Source organism: Pedobacter petrophilus (assembly GCF_009674725.1).
In the GTDB taxonomy this organism is placed as follows: domain Bacteria; phylum Bacteroidota; class Bacteroidia; order Sphingobacteriales; family Sphingobacteriaceae; genus Pedobacter; species Pedobacter petrophilus.
In genome coordinates, this window is the sequence record NZ_WKKH01000006.1 from 186,034 (window position 1) to 202,952 (window position 16,919).

A 16,919-nucleotide genomic window follows, 5' to 3' on the forward strand; every position below is an offset into this window, starting at 1 on the left:
TCGTTTCCAAAAGGAAAGGGTACTAGCGAAAGATGTTACCAGTACGTTAAGTTTCGGTTAACAACACAGGAGTGCTATAATGATGATGTATGACAGGTTTTCCCGTAGTAATTTCATCGCGGCAGTAATCTGATTTTTAACGGTTTGTACAGAAACATCCAATTCACCGGCAATTTCTTTCACCGTTTTATCCTGTTCTCTACTCATCGAGATCACAAGGCGCATCCGCTCCGGTAAACGTTGCATAGCTGCTTCCACTTCCCGGGCAGTATCCTGAAGAATTAAGTTTTCATCTGCAGTATTCATCCGTTTCTGATTCATCAGGATCGCAAATTCATGACGATGAACCTCTTTAACGGCATTCGATCTGTAGTAATCCACTATCCGGTATTTTACTGCGCCATATAAATACCCCGAAAGATCGCCCTTTAGTTCAAGCTTTTGCCGTTTTTCCCATAAAGAGATGAAAATTTCCTGTGTGATATCCTGAGCGAGCGCCTCATCACCGAGTTTTTTGAAAGCTAAATCAAATACCTTTTCCCAGTGCGCATTGAATATTTGCTCCATTGCGAAGGCATTATCATTTTTTAAAGAAGCAATTAATAATTCGCTCAATGCTGTTCGTTTGCTGTGGCAAAGCTACCGCCTCAATATTCCCTCAGTATTAACAAATCTTAAAGTCTGCCATCAAGATTACTAAAAACAACCCTTAATAAAGCACTTGATTGAGAAAAAATAAATCTAAATAACTGATAATCAATAAAAGTAAAACAAGCTAAAACATTATGCAATGAAAGATGTTGGCTTTAAAATCGATAGTTATTTCGGTTAGTTTACCTTATAATTTAAAACATTTATCATGAAAAAAATTTTTATCTCAAGCTTGTTTTCAGTAGCATTATTTATGGGTGTTGCAAAAGCGCAAATCCAAAAAGGCAATGTGATGGTTGGTGGAAACTTAACTAATATCAACTTAGGATTGGATGATCCGAAAGTTTTCAGTGTAGACATTACGCCTAAAGCCGCATGGTTTATTCAGGATAACGTTGCATTGGGTGGATACGTAAACTTTGGTTTACAAACTACTAAAAATGCGCCAACCACAACAACTTATGGAGTTGGTGCATTAGGCCGTTACTATATGGGTAAAGATGTTGAAGTGTTAAACCACGGACGTTTCTTTGCAGAGGCAACTGTTGGTGTTGGTGGTGTTAATGTAAGCAGAGGCGGTGGTAACACCAATGGCCTTAACTTAAGCGTTGGTCCTGGTTTTGCATATTTCATTACGCCAAACATCGGTTTAGAAACATTATTAAAATACAACGGTTTAGTTGGATTTGGCTCTGAAGCCACTCAAAGTAACTTAAATCTTTCTTTCGGTTTTCAGATCTATCTTCCAGGTCAAAGAACAGCTAACAAAGTAAAAAGCGATATCCGTTAATTATTATGGATTGCTAAAAAAAAGCCGGTATCGATAAGATACCGGCTTTTTTTAGTTAATGAGGGAATACGTTTTTCGTTGACAGTGAATCGTTGTGAGTTGGTCGTTGTTCGTCCATCGTTGATCGTTTTTGATAGTGGTTTTTGACCACATCAACTTTAGTTTTATCACCCCCTGTCAATTCTCTATTTCCTATTCCTGTTATCCATTTCCTTTTCCCTCCAATTACTATTAATAACCCGGATTCTGTGTCAACCTCGAATTAAGCTGAATTTCACGCGTTGGAATCGGATACAAAGCTAAATTAGGCGTTACATTTCCAATTAATCCGTTTGCGGGCACAAAATTGGTTTTATGTGCCTGCATCACCTGCACAAAGTTACCCCACCTAATGAGGTCAAACCACCTTTCACCCTCAAAACACAATTCAATCCGTCTTTCATGACGAATCGTTGTTCTGGCATCAGCCTGAGATAAACCGGATTTTGCATCCAGGTTAGACCGGGTTCTAATCAGGTTCAATTGTGTTAGCGCCTGGGCAGTTTTGCCATTTTCGTTAAGTGCTTCAGCATACAACAATACAACATCTGCATAACGTAAAACCGGCCAGTCATTATCTCCTTCGCTGTTTGCGGCAACGCTCTGGTAAATAAATTTTTTCGCATAATAATACACCAAAGTGCCTGAGCGGTAAACACCGATGGCCGTGTTTAAACGATTATCCCCCGCTTCAAAAGAACCAAAAAGATCAGGAGTACCGCTGTTGTTGCTGTTTCCGGTTACTGCAGTAATGGTGGTACCCGATGGTTGCGGAACAAAACTACGGGCAAAAGTATTGCCTTCACCAAAGCCACCGCCCAGGTATTGAACGGAGAAGATAATATCTCTGTTATTATCCTTACCTAAGCCGAAGACCTGATCGTAAGGCAATAATGTGCCAGCCGTGGCCGATACTGTTGCTAAAATATTTTCCGCCTCGGTAAATTTATTTTGGAACATGTAAACCTTACCCAAAAGTGCATTGGCTGCAATACTTGTTGCACGACCAATATCCGTTCCGGTATAACTTACCGGTAAAACAGCAGCTGCCTCAGTTAAATCCTTTTCAATCTGTGTATAAACAGCGGTAGCCGTTTCCCTGTTGTAAGTATAAGCCTGTGTTTCGGAAGTAATTTCATTTAATACCAGTGGCACACCACCGAACATTCTTACCAGGTTGAAATACATTAAAGCCCTTAAAAATTTAGCCTGACCAATGTAACCATTGCGGTTTGCAGTGGTCATTGCTGGTGTATTTACATGATCGAGTACAATGTTAGCGTACGCAATAGTGGCATAAAATCTTCCCCAGGCATTTTGTAAATTGGTAGAAGCAGGTGTCCAGGTGAGTTTATCCTGCTCGCCATACAACACTTCACTTTCACCATAAGTCTGGCTGTTATCAGAAGGAAGCTCGCCAAAACCATATTGCTCGTTATATTGGGCGAAGACTGCTATAAGCACCTGTTAAAGCAGAGCGGATATCAATTTCCGTATTATAAAAGGTATTTACCGGAATAATGCCTTTTGGTGTTAATTCTACAAAAGATTTTTTACAAGAGGTAGCAGCTACGCTTAAAATAAGCATAGAGATACCGCATATAATGATGTTTTTAGTTTTCATGATTTTTCAGTGTTAAAGGCAATTAAAATCCAAAGTTGATCCCAAAAATAATGGTACGGGCGGTTGGGTAAGTTCCCTGATCTACGCCTGGCGTGGTCGGATCTCCACCCATAATATTTGCTTCAGGATTATAACCAGAATATTTCGTAATCAGGAACGGATTCTGCGCCGTTACATAGAATCTGGCCGATTGAAGAGAAATCTTTTTGAACAGACTTTCACTCAGGCGATAACCCAAAGTAATGTTTCTTACGCGAAGGTAAGAGCCGTTTTCTACTGCTAAACTCGATAAGGCCGGGCCAGGGAGTGAACCTGTAGAAATAGGACTCGGATAAACCACTTCTCTGTCTGGAAAAGCAGGATCAAAGTAATTATTGAAATATTTGCTTAGCGAATTTTGGTTATGGTTACCGGTGATGGTTTGTCGGTTGTTTCCGTTAATAATATTTACCCCTTGTACACCTTGCATTAAAATACTCAAATCGAAGTTTTTATATTGAAATGAGTTGGTTAAACCGTAAGTAAAATCTGGTAAACCATGACCCAATGCCGTCATGTCGTTTATATCAATTTTGCCATCGCCATTCTGATCTTTGATCATGGAATCGCCAATGTTATTGCCTGATGTTACTCTTGGATTATTAGCTAAATCTGCAGCATTTCTAAACACACCCACAATTTCATAACCATACATAATGCCCAGTGGCTGGCCAACCTGTACCTGATACACGTTATTCCAACCATTAATTGCCCTTACTGCCGGCAAGGCAGCAGGACCACCAAGGTCTAATACTTTGGTTTTGTAAGTAGAGAAATTTGCATTGGCATTCCAGGTAACAGCACCAAGTTTAAAATTGGTATTCGCGGTGAATTCAAATCCTTTATTTTGCAGTTTACCTAAGTTAGCCTGGTAAGAAGTGGTATACCCCACATCAAGTGGCAAAGCCTTATTCAACAACATACCGTTAGAATTCCGGATGAAATAATCGAAGGTTAATACAATTTTGTTTTGTAATAAGCCAATATCTGTACCAATACTCGTTTGATCGTTTTTCTCCCAGGTTAAATCCGGGTTAGAAAAATCGATTTGTTGCGTTCCGAAAATGCGGCTGTTGCCCGAAGCGTAGTTCCTGTTTAAGGCAATTGAATTTAGATATTTAAAGCTACCAATATTTGCATTACCTGTACGGCCATATCCACCTCTTAATTTCAACTCATTAATTCCAATTTTTAATAAAGGCTCTTTTAATAAAGGTTCTTCAGCCAAACGCCAGCCAATGGAGAAAGACGGGAACACGGCATATTTGTTGTTTGTTCCGAAACGGGAAGAACCATCCTGACGAACAGCAGCCGTAAACAGGTATTTCTTATCATAATCATAAATAAACCTGCCCGCATAAGAAACAAAAGTATTGGTATCAAAAAGTTCCGTACCCACTGTATTTGGCGATGCCAGAGGGCTTTGTACCGAGGTAGTAATGAATGTTCCTGGCAAACCTGCAGTATAGTTAATCTGTGAATCAGATCTTTGCGCAGAAAACAACCCCAATAAGTTGAAGTGGTGTTTTCCAACTTGCTTATCATAAGTAGCTGTATTTTCCCAAACCCAGTCGAAACTATTGCGTACATTATCTGAAGCAAATATTCCCGCCAGTTGCGGACTTGAATAAGCGGCTGTAGGTGCCGAGCTATAGGCCATAGTTCCGGGTACATAGCCATGAACCTGCTCATTTTCTAAAGTTGCACCAATGTAAGTTTTTAACTTCAATCCAGGGATTGGAGCATATTCCAAAAACGCATTACTTAAGGTTCTGAATGCTCTGGAACGGTTAATTGACTGACTTAAAATGCCTACCGGATTATAGAAGTTAGATGCCGAAAACACAGAGGTTGGCGACAAATTATAATTCAGTTCCCGATCATAAGGCTGTGCAAAATCACCGTTGGCACGATAAACCGGAACTATAGGTTGAAAAGTTAACGCCTGGTTTAACGGGCTTGGTAAATTTAAATCTTCTACCAAACCTTTTACACCAATAATGTAATCGTTCGGGTTTGCGCCGGCCCCACTTGCCTGCCCGGAGGATGGTTGTCTGAATTGCTCTGCATATGATGGCGAAATAGAGAAACCAAATTTCACATTTTTAACAATATCGGCATCCAGGTTAATCCGCGTGTTATAACGGGTATATTCCGTTCCAATTAACACCCCTTTTTGTTTAAAAATACCTGCTGAAGCACTAAAGCGAATCTTTTCACTACCACCTGCAGCATTAAACTCAAAACTACTAATGGGCGCCGTTCTGAAAATTTCCTTTTGCCAGTCTACATCAGGCAGGTTAGAAATATCCCCATCCAGAATACCTGGATACTGGAGGTTTTTGATCCGGCTTAATGCCTTAACTTGTTCAACATATTGGTCTTTACTCAATACATCAATATATTTATTAACCGTTTGGATACCGGTGTAAGCAGATACAGAAAACACAGTTTTACCAGATTTACCTCTTTTTGTAGTAACCAATACCACGCCATTTGCAGCCCGGGAGCCATAAATCGCTGCCGAAGCCGCATCTTTTAAAACTTCAATTGATTCGATATCGCTTGGATTAATCAGGTTGAAATTTGCTGCCGATTGTAGCGGGTAGCCATCCACTACATATAATGGATCGTTTGATGAGCTCAATGAACTTACCCCGCGGATTCTGATGGTTGGCGCAGCACCAGGTTTACCACCCTGATCAGATTGTACCTGAACACCAGCGGCTAAACCAGCCAATGCTTCGCCTGGCGTAGATACAGGTTGATTGCCAATATTTTTCCCTTCTACTTTAGTAATGGAAGAGGTAACCGTAGTACGGGATTGTGTTCCATAACCTACTACCACTACATCGCCCAGCGATTGCGGCGTATCGGCCAGTACAATGTTAATCACTGTTCTATCGCCTACGCTAACCTCCTGGCTCACCATACCGATAAAAGAAAAAACCAAAACGGATCTTTGATCTGGTGCTTTAATGGTGTAATTACCATTAATATCAGAAACAACACCGGTTTTCGTTCCCTTCACCAATACACTTACACCAGGCAAACCAATGCCTTTATTGTCGGTGATTTTTCCGGAAACTGAAATAACCTGAGCCACTGGCTGAATAACCAGCGCCTTTCTTTTAATAATAATTGTAGCATAATCGCCAAAAAGCAACTCCACTGGCTGAGTAGCAAAGCAAGCCTGCAAAACCTTTTGAAGTGGTGTGTTTTTCACCTTAATAGTAACCGGTGAAATGCTGTTAATAATGTTAGCATCGCAAATAAAGTTGTAACCGGTTTGTTTGGTTAACAGGCTTAAAACCTCTCTTACCGGAGCGTCTTTTACATTAATGCTTACCTGCTGGGCAAAAGTGCCCGCACTCACCTGTAAAACAGCAATCATAATTAACATGATGGTAAGCCTCATAACTCGAAGAATTTTTTGCGTATAGCAAGGGGTATTCCCGCACGGAAGTGCAGTAAAAATTTTATACATTTGGTTAGGATTAATTAGTTGTTTGATCGATTAATAATATCCGGATTAGCTAATGACTAATCAATTCCGGGAGTGGTCTCAACACTTCCGGTTTTTGGATTTTTCTTTTGAAGTATAGTTATTTTGCTATAACAGTAATCCTCCTTTCTACCATTACAAAGCGGACCTTATCAGTAAGCGAAATATTTTTAAGCAGACTTTTCAATCCTTTAGACCGGGAATAATTACCCTCAAAATTAAGTGCCGTCATGTCTCCTTCATAATTAACGTCGACATCATACCACCTGGAAATCTTTTTCATAATCGAAGTGATGTTTTCATTATTAAAAATAAACATATCATTCTTCCAGGCCATAACCTCTTCCAAATCTGCCTGAACTATTTTGGGTTTACTCTTGAGGTTGTTAACTGCCATCTCCCCGGGTTTAATCAGCGTTTGAAATTTACCGGTGTTCACTTTCACAGCACCTTCCAGCAAGGTAGTGGTGATATTTTGATCTTCTTCAAAAGCACTGATATTAAAATGTGTACCCAATACTTCTACCTCTTGTTTGCCTGCGACATTTACCTTAAAAGGTTTCTTTTTGTTGCTGGCGACTTCAAAATAAGCTTCACCAGTTAACAATACCTTTCGATCGGGTCCATCAAATGCATTTGGAAAGCTTAGTGAAGAAAAAGAGTTTAGCCAAACGCGGGTTCCATCAGGCAAGGTGATATCATATTTTCCGCCCCTTGGGATGGTGATTTTGTTTAAGGGTTCATTATTTATCTGGTTACCCTTTCCCTTAGCGGAAACCACAAGTCCGTTTCCTGATTTAGAGATATTGGCACTGCCTTTGGTATTAATTACACCATTTTTTGAACCATCAAGTTTAATGTTTTCTCCTGTAGACAATGTGAGTACGGCGTTGGCAGAACCCGCAACAATGTCTTTAACCTCATTTGATGGTTTTGCTTGTGCAGTTAAAACAGGTTTTTGTTTGTGTCGGGAAAACTGATCAACAGCAAGGTAAATGGTGAGTAAAAGCACAGCAGCAAGGGGTGCAAGTATTTTCCAGTTCAGCCAAACGACATTAAACTTTTTTCCATTCTGAGCCAGGATACTCTGATTAAGCCTGGCCCTTAATGTTCCACGAAGCCTTTTTACTGCTTCGGCAGATACCGTTAGATCAAGCAAACCATTTTCTTTTTGATAGGTATGCAGCATATTTTCTTCCTCAGGAGAGCATAAGCCTTTCAGGTACTTTTCGCAAAGGTCAAAATATTGGGTTTCCGTCATTCCCTGGTGATTAAATATTTGGTAGAATAGCTTGTTATAGATATAGATACAATTAAGGTTACACACACACATAAAAAAAATAAAAAAAAAGCAAATAAAGCTTTACGCTATCCTAATACATTTCTTATTTCAGTTTTTAAATCATAGCTTTATTTTAAATAAGCATATGCCAAACAGCAATCATAGCGACCTGGAACTACTAAACCGGATTCTTTACAATGATGAAAAGGCATTTAACCTTCTTTTCGAACGTCATTGGTTGCGGGTGTATGCCGTCTCTTTCCGATATGTAAAAGATGAAGAACTGGCGTTGGAAATTTCACATGATATCTTTCTGAATATCTGGAACAAGCGCCATAGTTTAAAAATTTCTTCCTTCAGAAGTTATGTGGTTACTTCTGCCAGTTACCATGGTATCAGAAAAAGTCAACAGAAAAAAGCGATACCTTTAAAATACGTAGAAAGCTATGAATTTGAAGGCGATGGCCTGTTGATGGATCATCCATCAATAACCAATGCAGGCGATGAAAAAATGCTGATCGCCGAACTCGATCAAAAAGTAAAGATTTCACTGGAAGAATTGCCGCTCCGTTGCCGCGAAATTTACCTCTTAAGCCGCCAGGATCATTTATCCATTACTGAAAGTGCTGAAAAACTTGACATTTCAAAAAGAACAGTCGAAAATCAATTAACCATTGCCTTAAAGCATTTAAGGGCAATGCTGAAGTATACAGGGGTATTGTTTTTTTAGTCTTCAGTCCCTAGTCAAAAGTCTTTAGTCTACGACTTAATTTTCCGTTAAAACAGATCTCTTGAAGTTCTAAGTCGGCAGTCTTCAGTTGGCAGTCTATTCGCGCCTTAAGCTCTAAACTTAATTTCCCGTTAAAACAGATCTCTTAAAGTCGGCAGTCTTCAGTCAGCAGTTTATTCACGCCTTAAACTCCAAACGTAATAAGCTCCACTCTGGACTCAAGACTATCGACTCAGGACTCTGAACTTAATTTTCCGTTAAAACAGATCTCTTAAAGTCGGCAGTCTTCAGTCAGCAGTTTATTCACGCTTTAAACTTCAAACGTAATAAGCTCCACTCTGGACTCAAGACTATGGACTCAGGACTCTAAACTCAGGACTCCAAACTCGAGACTCACCCGCAAATCCTTCTCCTCATCTTCATCAGGCTGAATAATCTCACTTATTAAATTAAAGATGTCTTGTTTATCACCGGTTTTTAAAGAAAGACCGAGTAAACGAACGAGCATTTTCTTTTGGTCGATACTCAGGCTGCTAAATAATTTTGGTTCCACTTCATACAACACTTTAATCAAGCCAGTCAGCTTTAATTTAGAAACATCGCGCTCCCGCTCAGTTGCATATCCGGGAAGGATGCCATCTTGCTCCAAAGTGTCAATCAGTCGATCAGCATATTCTTTTAAGAAGGGCTTACGTTTATTCTTAAGGTATTCATTCAGTTCTTTAATCAGGAAGCGGTATTCGGGAGCAGATTTAGCGGCACCAAACAATGCCACCTGACCTTCATTTTCAAAACTCTTGAAATCGAAATCCCTAAAGAAATCACTATCAATGTAAACACTGTGGAAATAATCATCGCTTTTTTTATTCAGCGTAGTATAATCCTTATAAATTTCCTCCCCTCCCGCCAGGAAATAATATTTAGAAAGCTCTTTATGCAGGCCCTCTTTCCAATGCACATATTTTATTTTGAACCGGAAGCCCGTATCAGCATAAAGCAGCTCGAATTCTTCTTTGCTTTTAATGTTTGCGGAGAAATCAAGTGCTTTTCCATTTACAATAACTTGTATTTCTTTGTGCTTGTTCAGCTCGATAAACCAACAAAACTCGTTAATCAGAAAAGGTACAACACCTTGTTCAAAATCTATTTCGCTGATGCGAAGGTTAGTAAAAGTTACAACTGTTCCGGTTTGAGTTTCGGTTATGGCTTCTTCAGCAGCTTCGTAACTGTTTAATCCGCCTGTATTAATTTGTATCATTCCGCGGTGGAAACCTTTTTCATCCTGATAGGTGGTGCGCCAGGCGGCGTTATGTGCGAAAGTGAAAAAGGTTAGCCGCCCAACCCCATTCCGTCCGTGCATTTTGGAGGTATGTTTTGGGGCAACAATTTGAATAGCCTTTTCCGATTCAAAAAACGGATCGAATTTTTGCTGCAAGTGCTCGAAATTAATGCCGTAGCCATTGTCTGCAATTTTCAGGCTATCTAAACGTCCGAGTTCGTTGGCTACATAATCGATGTTAATCGTATCCGCATTGGCATCAAAACCGTTCCAGATATATTCGGCTATGGCTTGTCTCTCGTTGTAATTTTTAAGAACTTTTTGAATTCCTTTTGAGGTAATGTTAACTTTCTCAGACATTTTTTTACTAAATTAATTAGCAAATATAATTAAACCTCGCTGAAAATATAGCGGTGTTGAAAATCAGTTGATGTAGTGTACACTGTTCTGCAAAGTATGTTTTGAAAATTAAAGATTTTTAAATTAAGTATCTTACTGCAAATAAGCAACATAAGCTTATATTCCTCATATGGTAAATAATATTTAAGCAACTGCTATCAACCATATAAGGCATGGAAGAAAATATAAGCTCAAACGCCAGGTATCAAAAAACTTTATTAAAGCAATACGAATAGCCAACTTGAGCTTCGATGACCTTATATTCTCATATGGTAAATAATATAGGCAACTGCTATCAACCATATAAGGCATGGAAGAAAATATAAACTCAAACGCCAGGTATCTCAAAAAACTTTATTAAAGCAATACGAATAGCCAACTTGAGCTTCGATGACCTTATATTCCTCATATGGTAAATAATATAGGCAACTGCTATCAACCATATAAGGCATTAGAAAATATAAACTCAAATGCCACGCTGTTTAAAAGGCACATTGGCTTCAAATCTCGCGTATGCTTCGATCAACGATGGTAATTAAGACCTCCTTCAATAGCATTACTCTTCTAACGATTAAACTTTAGTCATAATTAACGAATTACAACACTTGTAGCGCTGGCCCGTTATGCTTTTTCTATTTTAATTCCGAGTTTAGCCCAAAATATGATTAATGAATATTGAGAATATCTATGGCGATAAAAAATGGATCGACTTTGGTGGTAAATCACCATTAATTGCCCTGTTTAAATCCTTTCATGAGCTTGGTCCCGAGATTGAGGCCATTATAAACGAACATACATTTCCGGTAAACTTCGCTAAAAACAAACATGTTGCATCGCCCCTTAAACGGAACAGGTATATCTATTTCATTTTAAAAGGTGCAGTGCATGGTTACATCAAAACGGGAAGCAATAAGATTACCACCTGGATTACTACCGAAAACGAACTTGCAGGCACCATCAGGAACCTCTGGGAAGATGTGGCGACTGATGAATATGTGGAAACGATAGAAAATGTACTCGCCATCGCAGTTCCGCACACCATGACTAAATATTTATATGAAAATTTCATGATCGCCAATTATGTAGGCAGAAAGATGACAGAACTTTATATTCAGGGCGCTTCAGAAAGAGCCTTTATTGCCAGATTACCCACCGCACGAAAGCGCTACGAACGGCTTTTGGTAACTTATCCACACCTTATGAACAGGATACCGTTGAAATACATCGCTTCTTTTATCGGAATGCGTTTAGAAACTTTAAGTCGGTTAAGAGGTAAAGTTACCGGAGAATAAAACATCTATCCCTAAAATAAAGCACATGAATATCATTCTAGCCTCTACATCTACACTCTTCGGCGGAACCTATCTCGCTTATCTTAAAGAAGAAATTGTTAATCTTTTTAAAGGCATGGAAGAGATTATATTTATTCCGTTCGCCAGGCCTGGAGGCATCTCTCATGAAGAATATACTGAAAAAGCAAAGCAATTTTTTGCTGGCATTCAAATAAATGTTCGCGGTTTGCATGAATTTGATGATCAGGCAAAGGCAATACAGGAGGCGAAAGGCTATTTTACCGGCGGTGGCAATACTTTTTTGCTGGCTAAAACGCTACACGAAATGGATTTAATGGCAGTACTTAAACACGAAATTCAGAATGGCAAAGCCTATCTGGGCTGTAGTGCGGGTAGCAACATTGGCGGACTGAACATGAAAACCACCAACGATATGCCGATTGTTTACCCTGCCTCTTTCGAATGTATGGGCCTGGTTCCTTTCAACCTTAACCCCCACTATCTTGATCCAAATCCAGATTTAAAACATAATGGTGAAACCCGGGAAACGAGAATCATGGAGTTTTTAACGCAGAACGATACAAAGGTGATTGGATTACGGGAAGGAAACTGGATCAGACGAATAGGCAACTGCATTACTACAGAAGGTACGGAGCCAACCAGGGTATTTGAAAAAAACAAGCAACCTTATGAAATTGCACCCGGCACCGTTTTATAACATTTCCGATCAGGCATGGCTTTGATAGATATTAATCGCTCACGGCAATTTATTTCCCTTGATTTCCGGGTCCTTCGATTAATTAATGAACTGATAATAAATAGGATAAACTTTGCTTTTATTTATGATTTTCTGTAAATTGACATAACCAAATATAGAAAACATGAAACTGCTCAAGAAAATTGAAAACTGGGGAGATCAGCATCACCCTCAATGGATTGATTATTTCAGAATTTTGCTAGGCATCGTCCTCATCTGGAAGGGAGTTGATTTTTACATCAACATGGAAGCCTTTAATCATTTAATGCGAGGCGCCATGCTGGGCACCGCATTTAGCATCAGTTTAGCGGCACACTTAATTATCTTAGTCCACATTATTGGTGGTGTCGCCATTGCCATTGGTACCAATACCCGCTTTTTTTGTCTTTTAAACCTGCCCATCTTAATTGGTGCAGTATTTTTCATCAATATTTCGGGTGGTATCTTTAAACCTTATTCCGAATTCTGGTTTTCATCACTGGTTCTGATCGGGCTTATCTGTTTCACTATTGAAGGAAACGGAGTACTCGCTGTAGATAAAGTGCAGGCCGTACCGCAATAATCTGCTTTTTGATGAAGGTTTAAAATTAGAAAAGGCTAAAAATGCCGCTGATTTATGCTGATTTAACTATCTATTTAAAAAAAATGATACGCTAACTAAATGGTTAGCAAGCACTAATATCTTTTATTGAATATTATCGTAAAAATCATTTGCAGATTACGATCAACTTTGTACTTTTGCACCGGAGAGTTGGCAGAGTGGTCGATTGCGGCAGTCTTGAAAACTGTTGACTTGTTAAAGGGTCCGCGGGTTCGAATCCCCCACTCTCCGCATAACGAGATTTCTTTAAAATCATCATAGAGCTGCTCGTTTTCGAGCAGCTCTAACTGTTTAAGTATCTGCGAATTATGGACAAATTCAGGATGTATCCAAGGTGTTCTAAACATACCCTCCTTAAACGTGAGACCTTGTTTGAACACCTCATTTAAAATAGCGTGCTGCTGGTTTATAGTTGCATCTTCAAAAATGCCAGGCAGATTTAGCATATAAGGCAATAGCAATAGTTCTTGATTAATAAAATCTTCTAAGTCTTCGTCCAATTCGTCCCTACGTTTAAGCAGTTGGGCTCTCTCTGCGTTAAACTTCTTGTTCCATTTTTTATAGGTTGCTGCGTTAATAATATCATCCATCAATTTCTTTTCAGCCCTTTCAATCTTTTCTTCCAGCTTAGATAGTTGATCCGTAATAACCTTTGATTCCTTGTTACGCGTTTCGTTCATTGCCGATAAACCGCCCTTTACCTCAACTACAATTTCATCAATGGCATCCTGCCTGAAAGCCAAGTTGAGCAACAACTTGTTAAACTTTTCATGTAAAACCGCCCCTGAAATATTAACGTTGCTATGCTTAATACAACGGTAGTATAAATAGTATTTACTCTTACCCTTGCTCCAGCCAGCGGTCATGCTTTGTCCGCAACAAGGGCTTTTCAAAATACCTTTTAACGGAAATTCCTCCTTAGGTTGGGTTTTCATCGCCCTTTTATTGACACCGAGCGTGTCTTGTGCACGCCAATATTGGGATTCTGAAATGATAGGGTCGTGAATGGCTTTAACATATTTCTCAGGATTCTTGCCATGCGCCACCACCCTAACCAATCCTGCATATAAGGGATTAATCAAAATCCTGAATATCGCACCGTTGCCACTTTGATGGAAGCCCAAATCTTTTACTTCCTGATGAATAAGGTAGCGTGGAACCCCTGCCAAATAATCGCGGAATATCTTTTGTACGATGTAAGCTTTGGTTTCATCGACAACAAGTATCATTTTACCATCTTTTTGGCGGCCATTCAAATAGCCAAAGGGTGCTTTATTAAGATACCTCCCTGATTCCTGGGCATGTCGTGCGCTCATTTTTGCCCTACGCCTGATTGTTAATAGTTCCTGATTTGCGATCAGGTATTTAAACGCCCTTAAAAGAAATACAGAGGGGTCGGAAGTATCAATATCCAGTGGTTCACTTGTTGCAATTACCTTAATGCCATATCTTTTTTCCAATTGCTCAATCTTTTGTAGCGCTTCGGGAAGATTACGGCTAAAGCGGTCATGGTCGAGTACAATCAAATATTTAACATTGTTTTTGTGCTCTTTTATAAACTGTTCCAGCGCCCTATAATCGGGGCGGTCAAAAGTATAGCTTGACGCCCCGTCGTCTTCAAATACAGAGCCCAAGACAATATGATTGTACTCGCAATAATCTTGAATATTCTTCCGCTGATAGTCTTTTGAGTGGACTGACTGGTCTTTTTTACTTATTCTTACATATCCTATTGCATCCATTCTTTTGTCTACTAATGATGATTTCTACGATAATTTCAGCTATCAATTTACGAAAATCTTCACTTTTTTTATCAATATTTTTAGCTAAACCTACATTCTTTTTATCTATAATTATTGGTGATTTTATCGATTTATTCGTATTTTCCATAACTTCTTTTAGAGGCAAATATGAACGCAAAAAAAATATTAAATTAACACGGTCGTACCACTGTTTTATTCTTTTACCAGATTATTAACAAAGAGATTTCTTATTTTTATAGCAGAACAATCCAGTATTGTTTGTTCATGATAAAAATATTGGCTTTGTAAAGAAGCCCCGTATGTGAAAAATATAGAAAAGTAGATAGCTATATAAGGGTTGTTTCTTTGTTTTTAGCAATCATTTGTCGTAGTCGTTAAATGAATATAAGATCTGGCCTCAATTTATGACCGAATAAGAACAGTTTACTATCCACTAAGTAGTGCAAGCGACCACATAGTATTCGGAAGCATTATATTTGGACGGCCCAGACGAAAATGGCAAGAAAATCTATTGGGATAGTGCCAAAGAATTTTGACAAAACAAATCAGATATTTATTGGAAATGTCAATCAAATCATTTAGCCTTGAAAATTTATTCCTGAAACTTGATTTGTAAAAATTCATTAAAAAAAAGAAGGCGCAAATGGTGGGTGGGACAAGCGACAAACAGATAATCGCTGTAAATGTACGCGATGTGTATGTGGCCGCGCTGGTAGCTGTTAAACATTTGCCTGTAGGTGTCCGAATCATTAGTATTAGTGGTAACATGGCCAATAACGCAGGTGAATCGCAAGCTACGTTATATGTAATGAGCAAATCGGCCCTGCAAGGATTTACCCGTGGCCTGGCATGCGGCCTTGGGTCTATAAATATTACGGTTAATGTGTGCAGCCCGGATCAATAGATACGGATATGAATCCTGCCAATTGATAACCCCCAAAAATGTTATCCTGTGAGGCCTAAGTCAACATGTGGGTCAAACGAGATCAAAAAGCGTTCAAAATATTCTAAATAAAGCGGGTTTTATTCTTTGTGAACAAAGGTTTGCTATTTGGGAAATTCTTTTTTTTCGCGTTTCAGGTCGCTTGGCGAATAAGATCCATTGTAAAATGCTTTTCCTTACGGATTTACTTAAACTCAGAAAATAATCCATTGAATCTGTTTGTAGTGCTAATGCTTCTTCCATATCGCTGGGTATTATTAACTCTTCCACCTGGTCGATCATTGTCCAGAAACCATTTTGTTTAGCAATTTCAATACTATTATAACCTGCTTGGGTCATTAGTCCGTTGTTAATAAGTTGATGTACTTTTTCTTTATTTATTTTGGACCACGTGCTGTAAGGTTTTCTTCTGCTGAAAAACTGCATAAACGACTGATCATCTATAGGCTTTCGTCGGCTGTCTACCCAACCAAAACATAAAGCCTCATTAACCGCTTCGCTCCATGTAATGCTTAATGTGTTGGTTTTCTTTTTGTAGTAAACAAGCCAAACCGATTGTTTTAAATAATGGTTTTCTGTTAACCATTGTCTCCAATCGTGTTGGCTCGTCGGGCAAAATGTTTCAATTTCCATTTTGGATTTTTTCTTTTGCTACTTCATAGCCACTATGATAATACAAACGATAGTGATACCGACTAAATGATAAGTTCCGCTGATAACACTATAGAAAATGGGTCTCGGTATGTTGGGGTTAATGGCTATGTTAACCGTATTCGTAACCAAGTAACCTATGCCCGCTACCATAGCGAATTCCAATGCGCCGCTTAATGTATTAACATTTAAAGCATAAATTAACATAGCAGTTGTTATAGTAATAATCAGGCAACAAATTGCGGGCCCTGCTATAAAGATCGGTGAGTTCGGTAATGTTTCATTTCCTTTGCCAAGTGATGTTTTGTACGGATTGCCGAAAAATACGGTGAACCAAAGACCTCCAAGAATAAAATAGGGAATAAATGCGCATAGAACACTAAACCAATTTAAGTGTGTAAGTTGACTGATCATAATTTTATTTTTAATTGTTAAACTAATTTTGTTACTTAATACTGCAAATGTCGGTCAGATCGTTGACAGCCTTGTGTCAGGGGTGGATATTCTGGAGCATGTTGACCCCCCAATTATGTTTTCCAATTCCGGTTTACGGTAAAACCATTTAAAGCTTTTA

The 16,919-nt window shown here is 38.9% G+C and carries 15 protein-coding genes, 1 tRNA gene and 1 pseudogene; 7 read left to right on the plus strand and 10 right to left on the minus strand.

Going from position 1 to position 16,919, the window contains the following annotated elements; all coding sequences use genetic code 11:
• Positions 1-57: 57 nt before the first annotated feature.
• Entirely contained in the window at positions 58-615 is a 558-nt protein-coding gene (locus tag GJU39_RS06130) for an RNA polymerase sigma factor (protein ID WP_154279820.1), read from the minus strand.
• Between the two features lie 244 nt (positions 616-859).
• On the opposite strand from GJU39_RS06130, the gene GJU39_RS06135 reads away from it, so the two are divergent.
• Positions 860-1,441 carry a hypothetical protein gene (locus GJU39_RS06135; RefSeq protein ID WP_154279821.1) on the plus strand — a complete coding sequence of 194 codons (582 nt, stop codon included), beginning with the start codon at positions 860-862 and terminating at the stop codon, positions 1,439-1,441.
• A 231-nt stretch (positions 1,442-1,672) separates the two neighbouring features.
• Here GJU39_RS06135 and GJU39_RS24180 read toward each other — a convergent pair whose 3' ends face one another.
• The 4 genes from GJU39_RS24180 to GJU39_RS06155 form a co-directional block, all read right to left on the minus strand.
• The gene (locus tag GJU39_RS24180) at positions 1,673-2,944 is read right to left on the minus strand and encodes a RagB/SusD family nutrient uptake outer membrane protein (protein WP_154279822.1); all 1,272 of its coding nucleotides are present in this window, start codon (positions 2,942-2,944) and stop codon (positions 1,673-1,675) included.
• On the minus strand, positions 2,916-3,104 hold the full coding sequence (locus GJU39_RS06145) for a hypothetical protein (RefSeq protein ID WP_154279823.1): 189 nt from the start codon (positions 3,102-3,104) through the stop codon (positions 2,916-2,918). The genes GJU39_RS24180 and GJU39_RS06145 overlap by 29 nt, the downstream gene beginning before the upstream one ends.
• Positions 3,105-3,126: 22 nt before the next feature.
• On the minus strand, positions 3,127-6,630 hold the full coding sequence (locus tag GJU39_RS06150) for a SusC/RagA family TonB-linked outer membrane protein (RefSeq protein WP_154279824.1): 3,504 nt from the start codon (positions 6,628-6,630) through the stop codon (positions 3,127-3,129).
• Between the two features lie 118 nt (positions 6,631-6,748).
• Positions 6,749-7,909, minus strand: a complete 1,161-nt coding sequence (locus GJU39_RS06155) for a FecR family protein (protein WP_167515651.1) — start codon at positions 7,907-7,909, stop codon at positions 6,749-6,751.
• Between the two features lie 166 nt (positions 7,910-8,075).
• Between GJU39_RS06155 and GJU39_RS06160 the strand changes: the two genes are divergently transcribed.
• On the plus strand, positions 8,076-8,660 hold the full coding sequence (locus GJU39_RS06160) for an RNA polymerase sigma factor (RefSeq protein WP_154279826.1): 585 nt from the start codon (positions 8,076-8,078) through the stop codon (positions 8,658-8,660).
• Between the two features lie 358 nt (positions 8,661-9,018).
• Here GJU39_RS06160 and GJU39_RS06165 read toward each other — a convergent pair whose 3' ends face one another.
• Positions 9,019-10,299 carry an ATP-binding protein gene (locus GJU39_RS06165; protein ID WP_154279827.1) on the minus strand — a complete coding sequence of 427 codons (1,281 nt, stop codon included), beginning with the start codon at positions 10,297-10,299 and terminating at the stop codon, positions 9,019-9,021.
• A gap of 707 nt (positions 10,300-11,006) precedes the next feature.
• Here GJU39_RS06165 and GJU39_RS06170 point away from each other — a divergent pair.
• The 4 genes from GJU39_RS06170 (at position 11,007) to GJU39_RS06185 (ending at position 13,219) form a co-directional block, all read left to right on the plus strand.
• Complete coding sequence (locus GJU39_RS06170; RefSeq protein WP_154279828.1) at positions 11,007-11,630, plus strand: Crp/Fnr family transcriptional regulator; 624 nt, start codon at positions 11,007-11,009, stop codon at positions 11,628-11,630.
• A gap of 25 nt (positions 11,631-11,655) precedes the next feature.
• On the plus strand, positions 11,656-12,348 hold the full coding sequence (gene pepE, locus GJU39_RS06175; protein WP_154279829.1) for a dipeptidase PepE: 693 nt from the start codon (positions 11,656-11,658) through the stop codon (positions 12,346-12,348).
• A gap of 163 nt (positions 12,349-12,511) precedes the next feature.
• Positions 12,512-12,949: a DoxX family protein gene (locus GJU39_RS06180; protein ID WP_154279830.1), complete on the plus strand. Its 438-nt coding sequence runs from the start codon at positions 12,512-12,514 to the stop codon at positions 12,947-12,949.
• Between the two features lie 183 nt (positions 12,950-13,132).
• Positions 13,133-13,219 (plus strand) — tRNA-Ser (locus tag GJU39_RS06185).
• 734 nt (positions 13,220-13,953) lie between these two features.
• Here GJU39_RS06185 and GJU39_RS24260 read toward each other — a convergent pair.
• A pseudogene (locus GJU39_RS24260) lies at positions 13,954-14,730 on the minus strand (recombinase family protein); the annotation flags it as partial.
• Complete coding sequence (locus GJU39_RS06195; RefSeq protein WP_154279831.1) at positions 14,699-14,878, minus strand: hypothetical protein; 180 nt, start codon at positions 14,876-14,878, stop codon at positions 14,699-14,701. The pseudogene GJU39_RS24260 and the gene GJU39_RS06195, both read right to left, overlap by 32 nt.
• Positions 14,879-15,394: 516 nt before the next feature.
• Here GJU39_RS06195 and GJU39_RS06200 point away from each other — a divergent pair.
• Positions 15,395-15,655, plus strand: coding sequence for an SDR family oxidoreductase (locus GJU39_RS06200; RefSeq protein WP_245227697.1), 261 nt, complete (start codon positions 15,395-15,397; stop codon positions 15,653-15,655).
• A 93-nt stretch (positions 15,656-15,748) separates the two neighbouring features.
• Here GJU39_RS06200 and GJU39_RS06205 read toward each other — a convergent pair whose 3' ends face one another.
• Positions 15,749-16,327: a YdeI/OmpD-associated family protein gene (locus GJU39_RS06205; protein ID WP_154279832.1), complete on the minus strand. Its 579-nt coding sequence runs from the start codon at positions 16,325-16,327 to the stop codon at positions 15,749-15,751.
• Positions 16,328-16,345: 18 nt separating this feature from the next.
• On the minus strand, positions 16,346-16,759 hold the full coding sequence (locus GJU39_RS24265) for a DUF1761 domain-containing protein (RefSeq protein ID WP_154279833.1): 414 nt from the start codon (positions 16,757-16,759) through the stop codon (positions 16,346-16,348).
• Positions 16,760-16,919: the final 160 nt, after the last annotated feature.

Bases quoted from the DNA above. Each gene is read 5' to 3' on its own strand.
- GJU39_RS06135 (WP_154279821.1), top strand. From the start codon at position 860: ATGAAAAAAATTTTTATCTCAAGCTTGTTTTCAGTAGCATTATTTATG.
- GJU39_RS06145 (WP_154279823.1), bottom strand. From the start codon at position 3,104: ATGAAAACTAAAAACATCATTATATGCGGTATCTCTATGCTTATTTTA.
- GJU39_RS06150 (WP_154279824.1), bottom strand. From the start codon at position 6,630: ATGTATAAAATTTTTACTGCACTTCCGTGCGGGAATACCCCTTGCTAT.
- GJU39_RS06155 (WP_167515651.1), bottom strand. From the start codon at position 7,909: ATGACGGAAACCCAATATTTTGACCTTTGCGAAAAGTACCTGAAAGGC.
- GJU39_RS06160 (WP_154279826.1), top strand. From the start codon at position 8,076: ATGCCAAACAGCAATCATAGCGACCTGGAACTACTAAACCGGATTCTT.
- GJU39_RS06165 (WP_154279827.1), bottom strand. From the start codon at position 10,299: ATGTCTGAGAAAGTTAACATTACCTCAAAAGGAATTCAAAAAGTTCTT.
- GJU39_RS06170 (WP_154279828.1), top strand. From the start codon at position 11,007: ATGAATATTGAGAATATCTATGGCGATAAAAAATGGATCGACTTTGGT.
- pepE (WP_154279829.1), top strand. From the start codon at position 11,656: ATGAATATCATTCTAGCCTCTACATCTACACTCTTCGGCGGAACCTAT.
- GJU39_RS06180 (WP_154279830.1), top strand. From the start codon at position 12,512: ATGAAACTGCTCAAGAAAATTGAAAACTGGGGAGATCAGCATCACCCT.
- GJU39_RS06195 (WP_154279831.1), bottom strand. From the start codon at position 14,878: ATGGAAAATACGAATAAATCGATAAAATCACCAATAATTATAGATAAA.
- GJU39_RS06200 (WP_245227697.1), top strand. From the start codon at position 15,395: ATGGTGGGTGGGACAAGCGACAAACAGATAATCGCTGTAAATGTACGC.
- GJU39_RS06205 (WP_154279832.1), bottom strand. From the start codon at position 16,327: ATGGAAATTGAAACATTTTGCCCGACGAGCCAACACGATTGGAGACAA.
- GJU39_RS24265 (WP_154279833.1), bottom strand. From the start codon at position 16,759: ATGATCAGTCAACTTACACACTTAAATTGGTTTAGTGTTCTATGCGCA.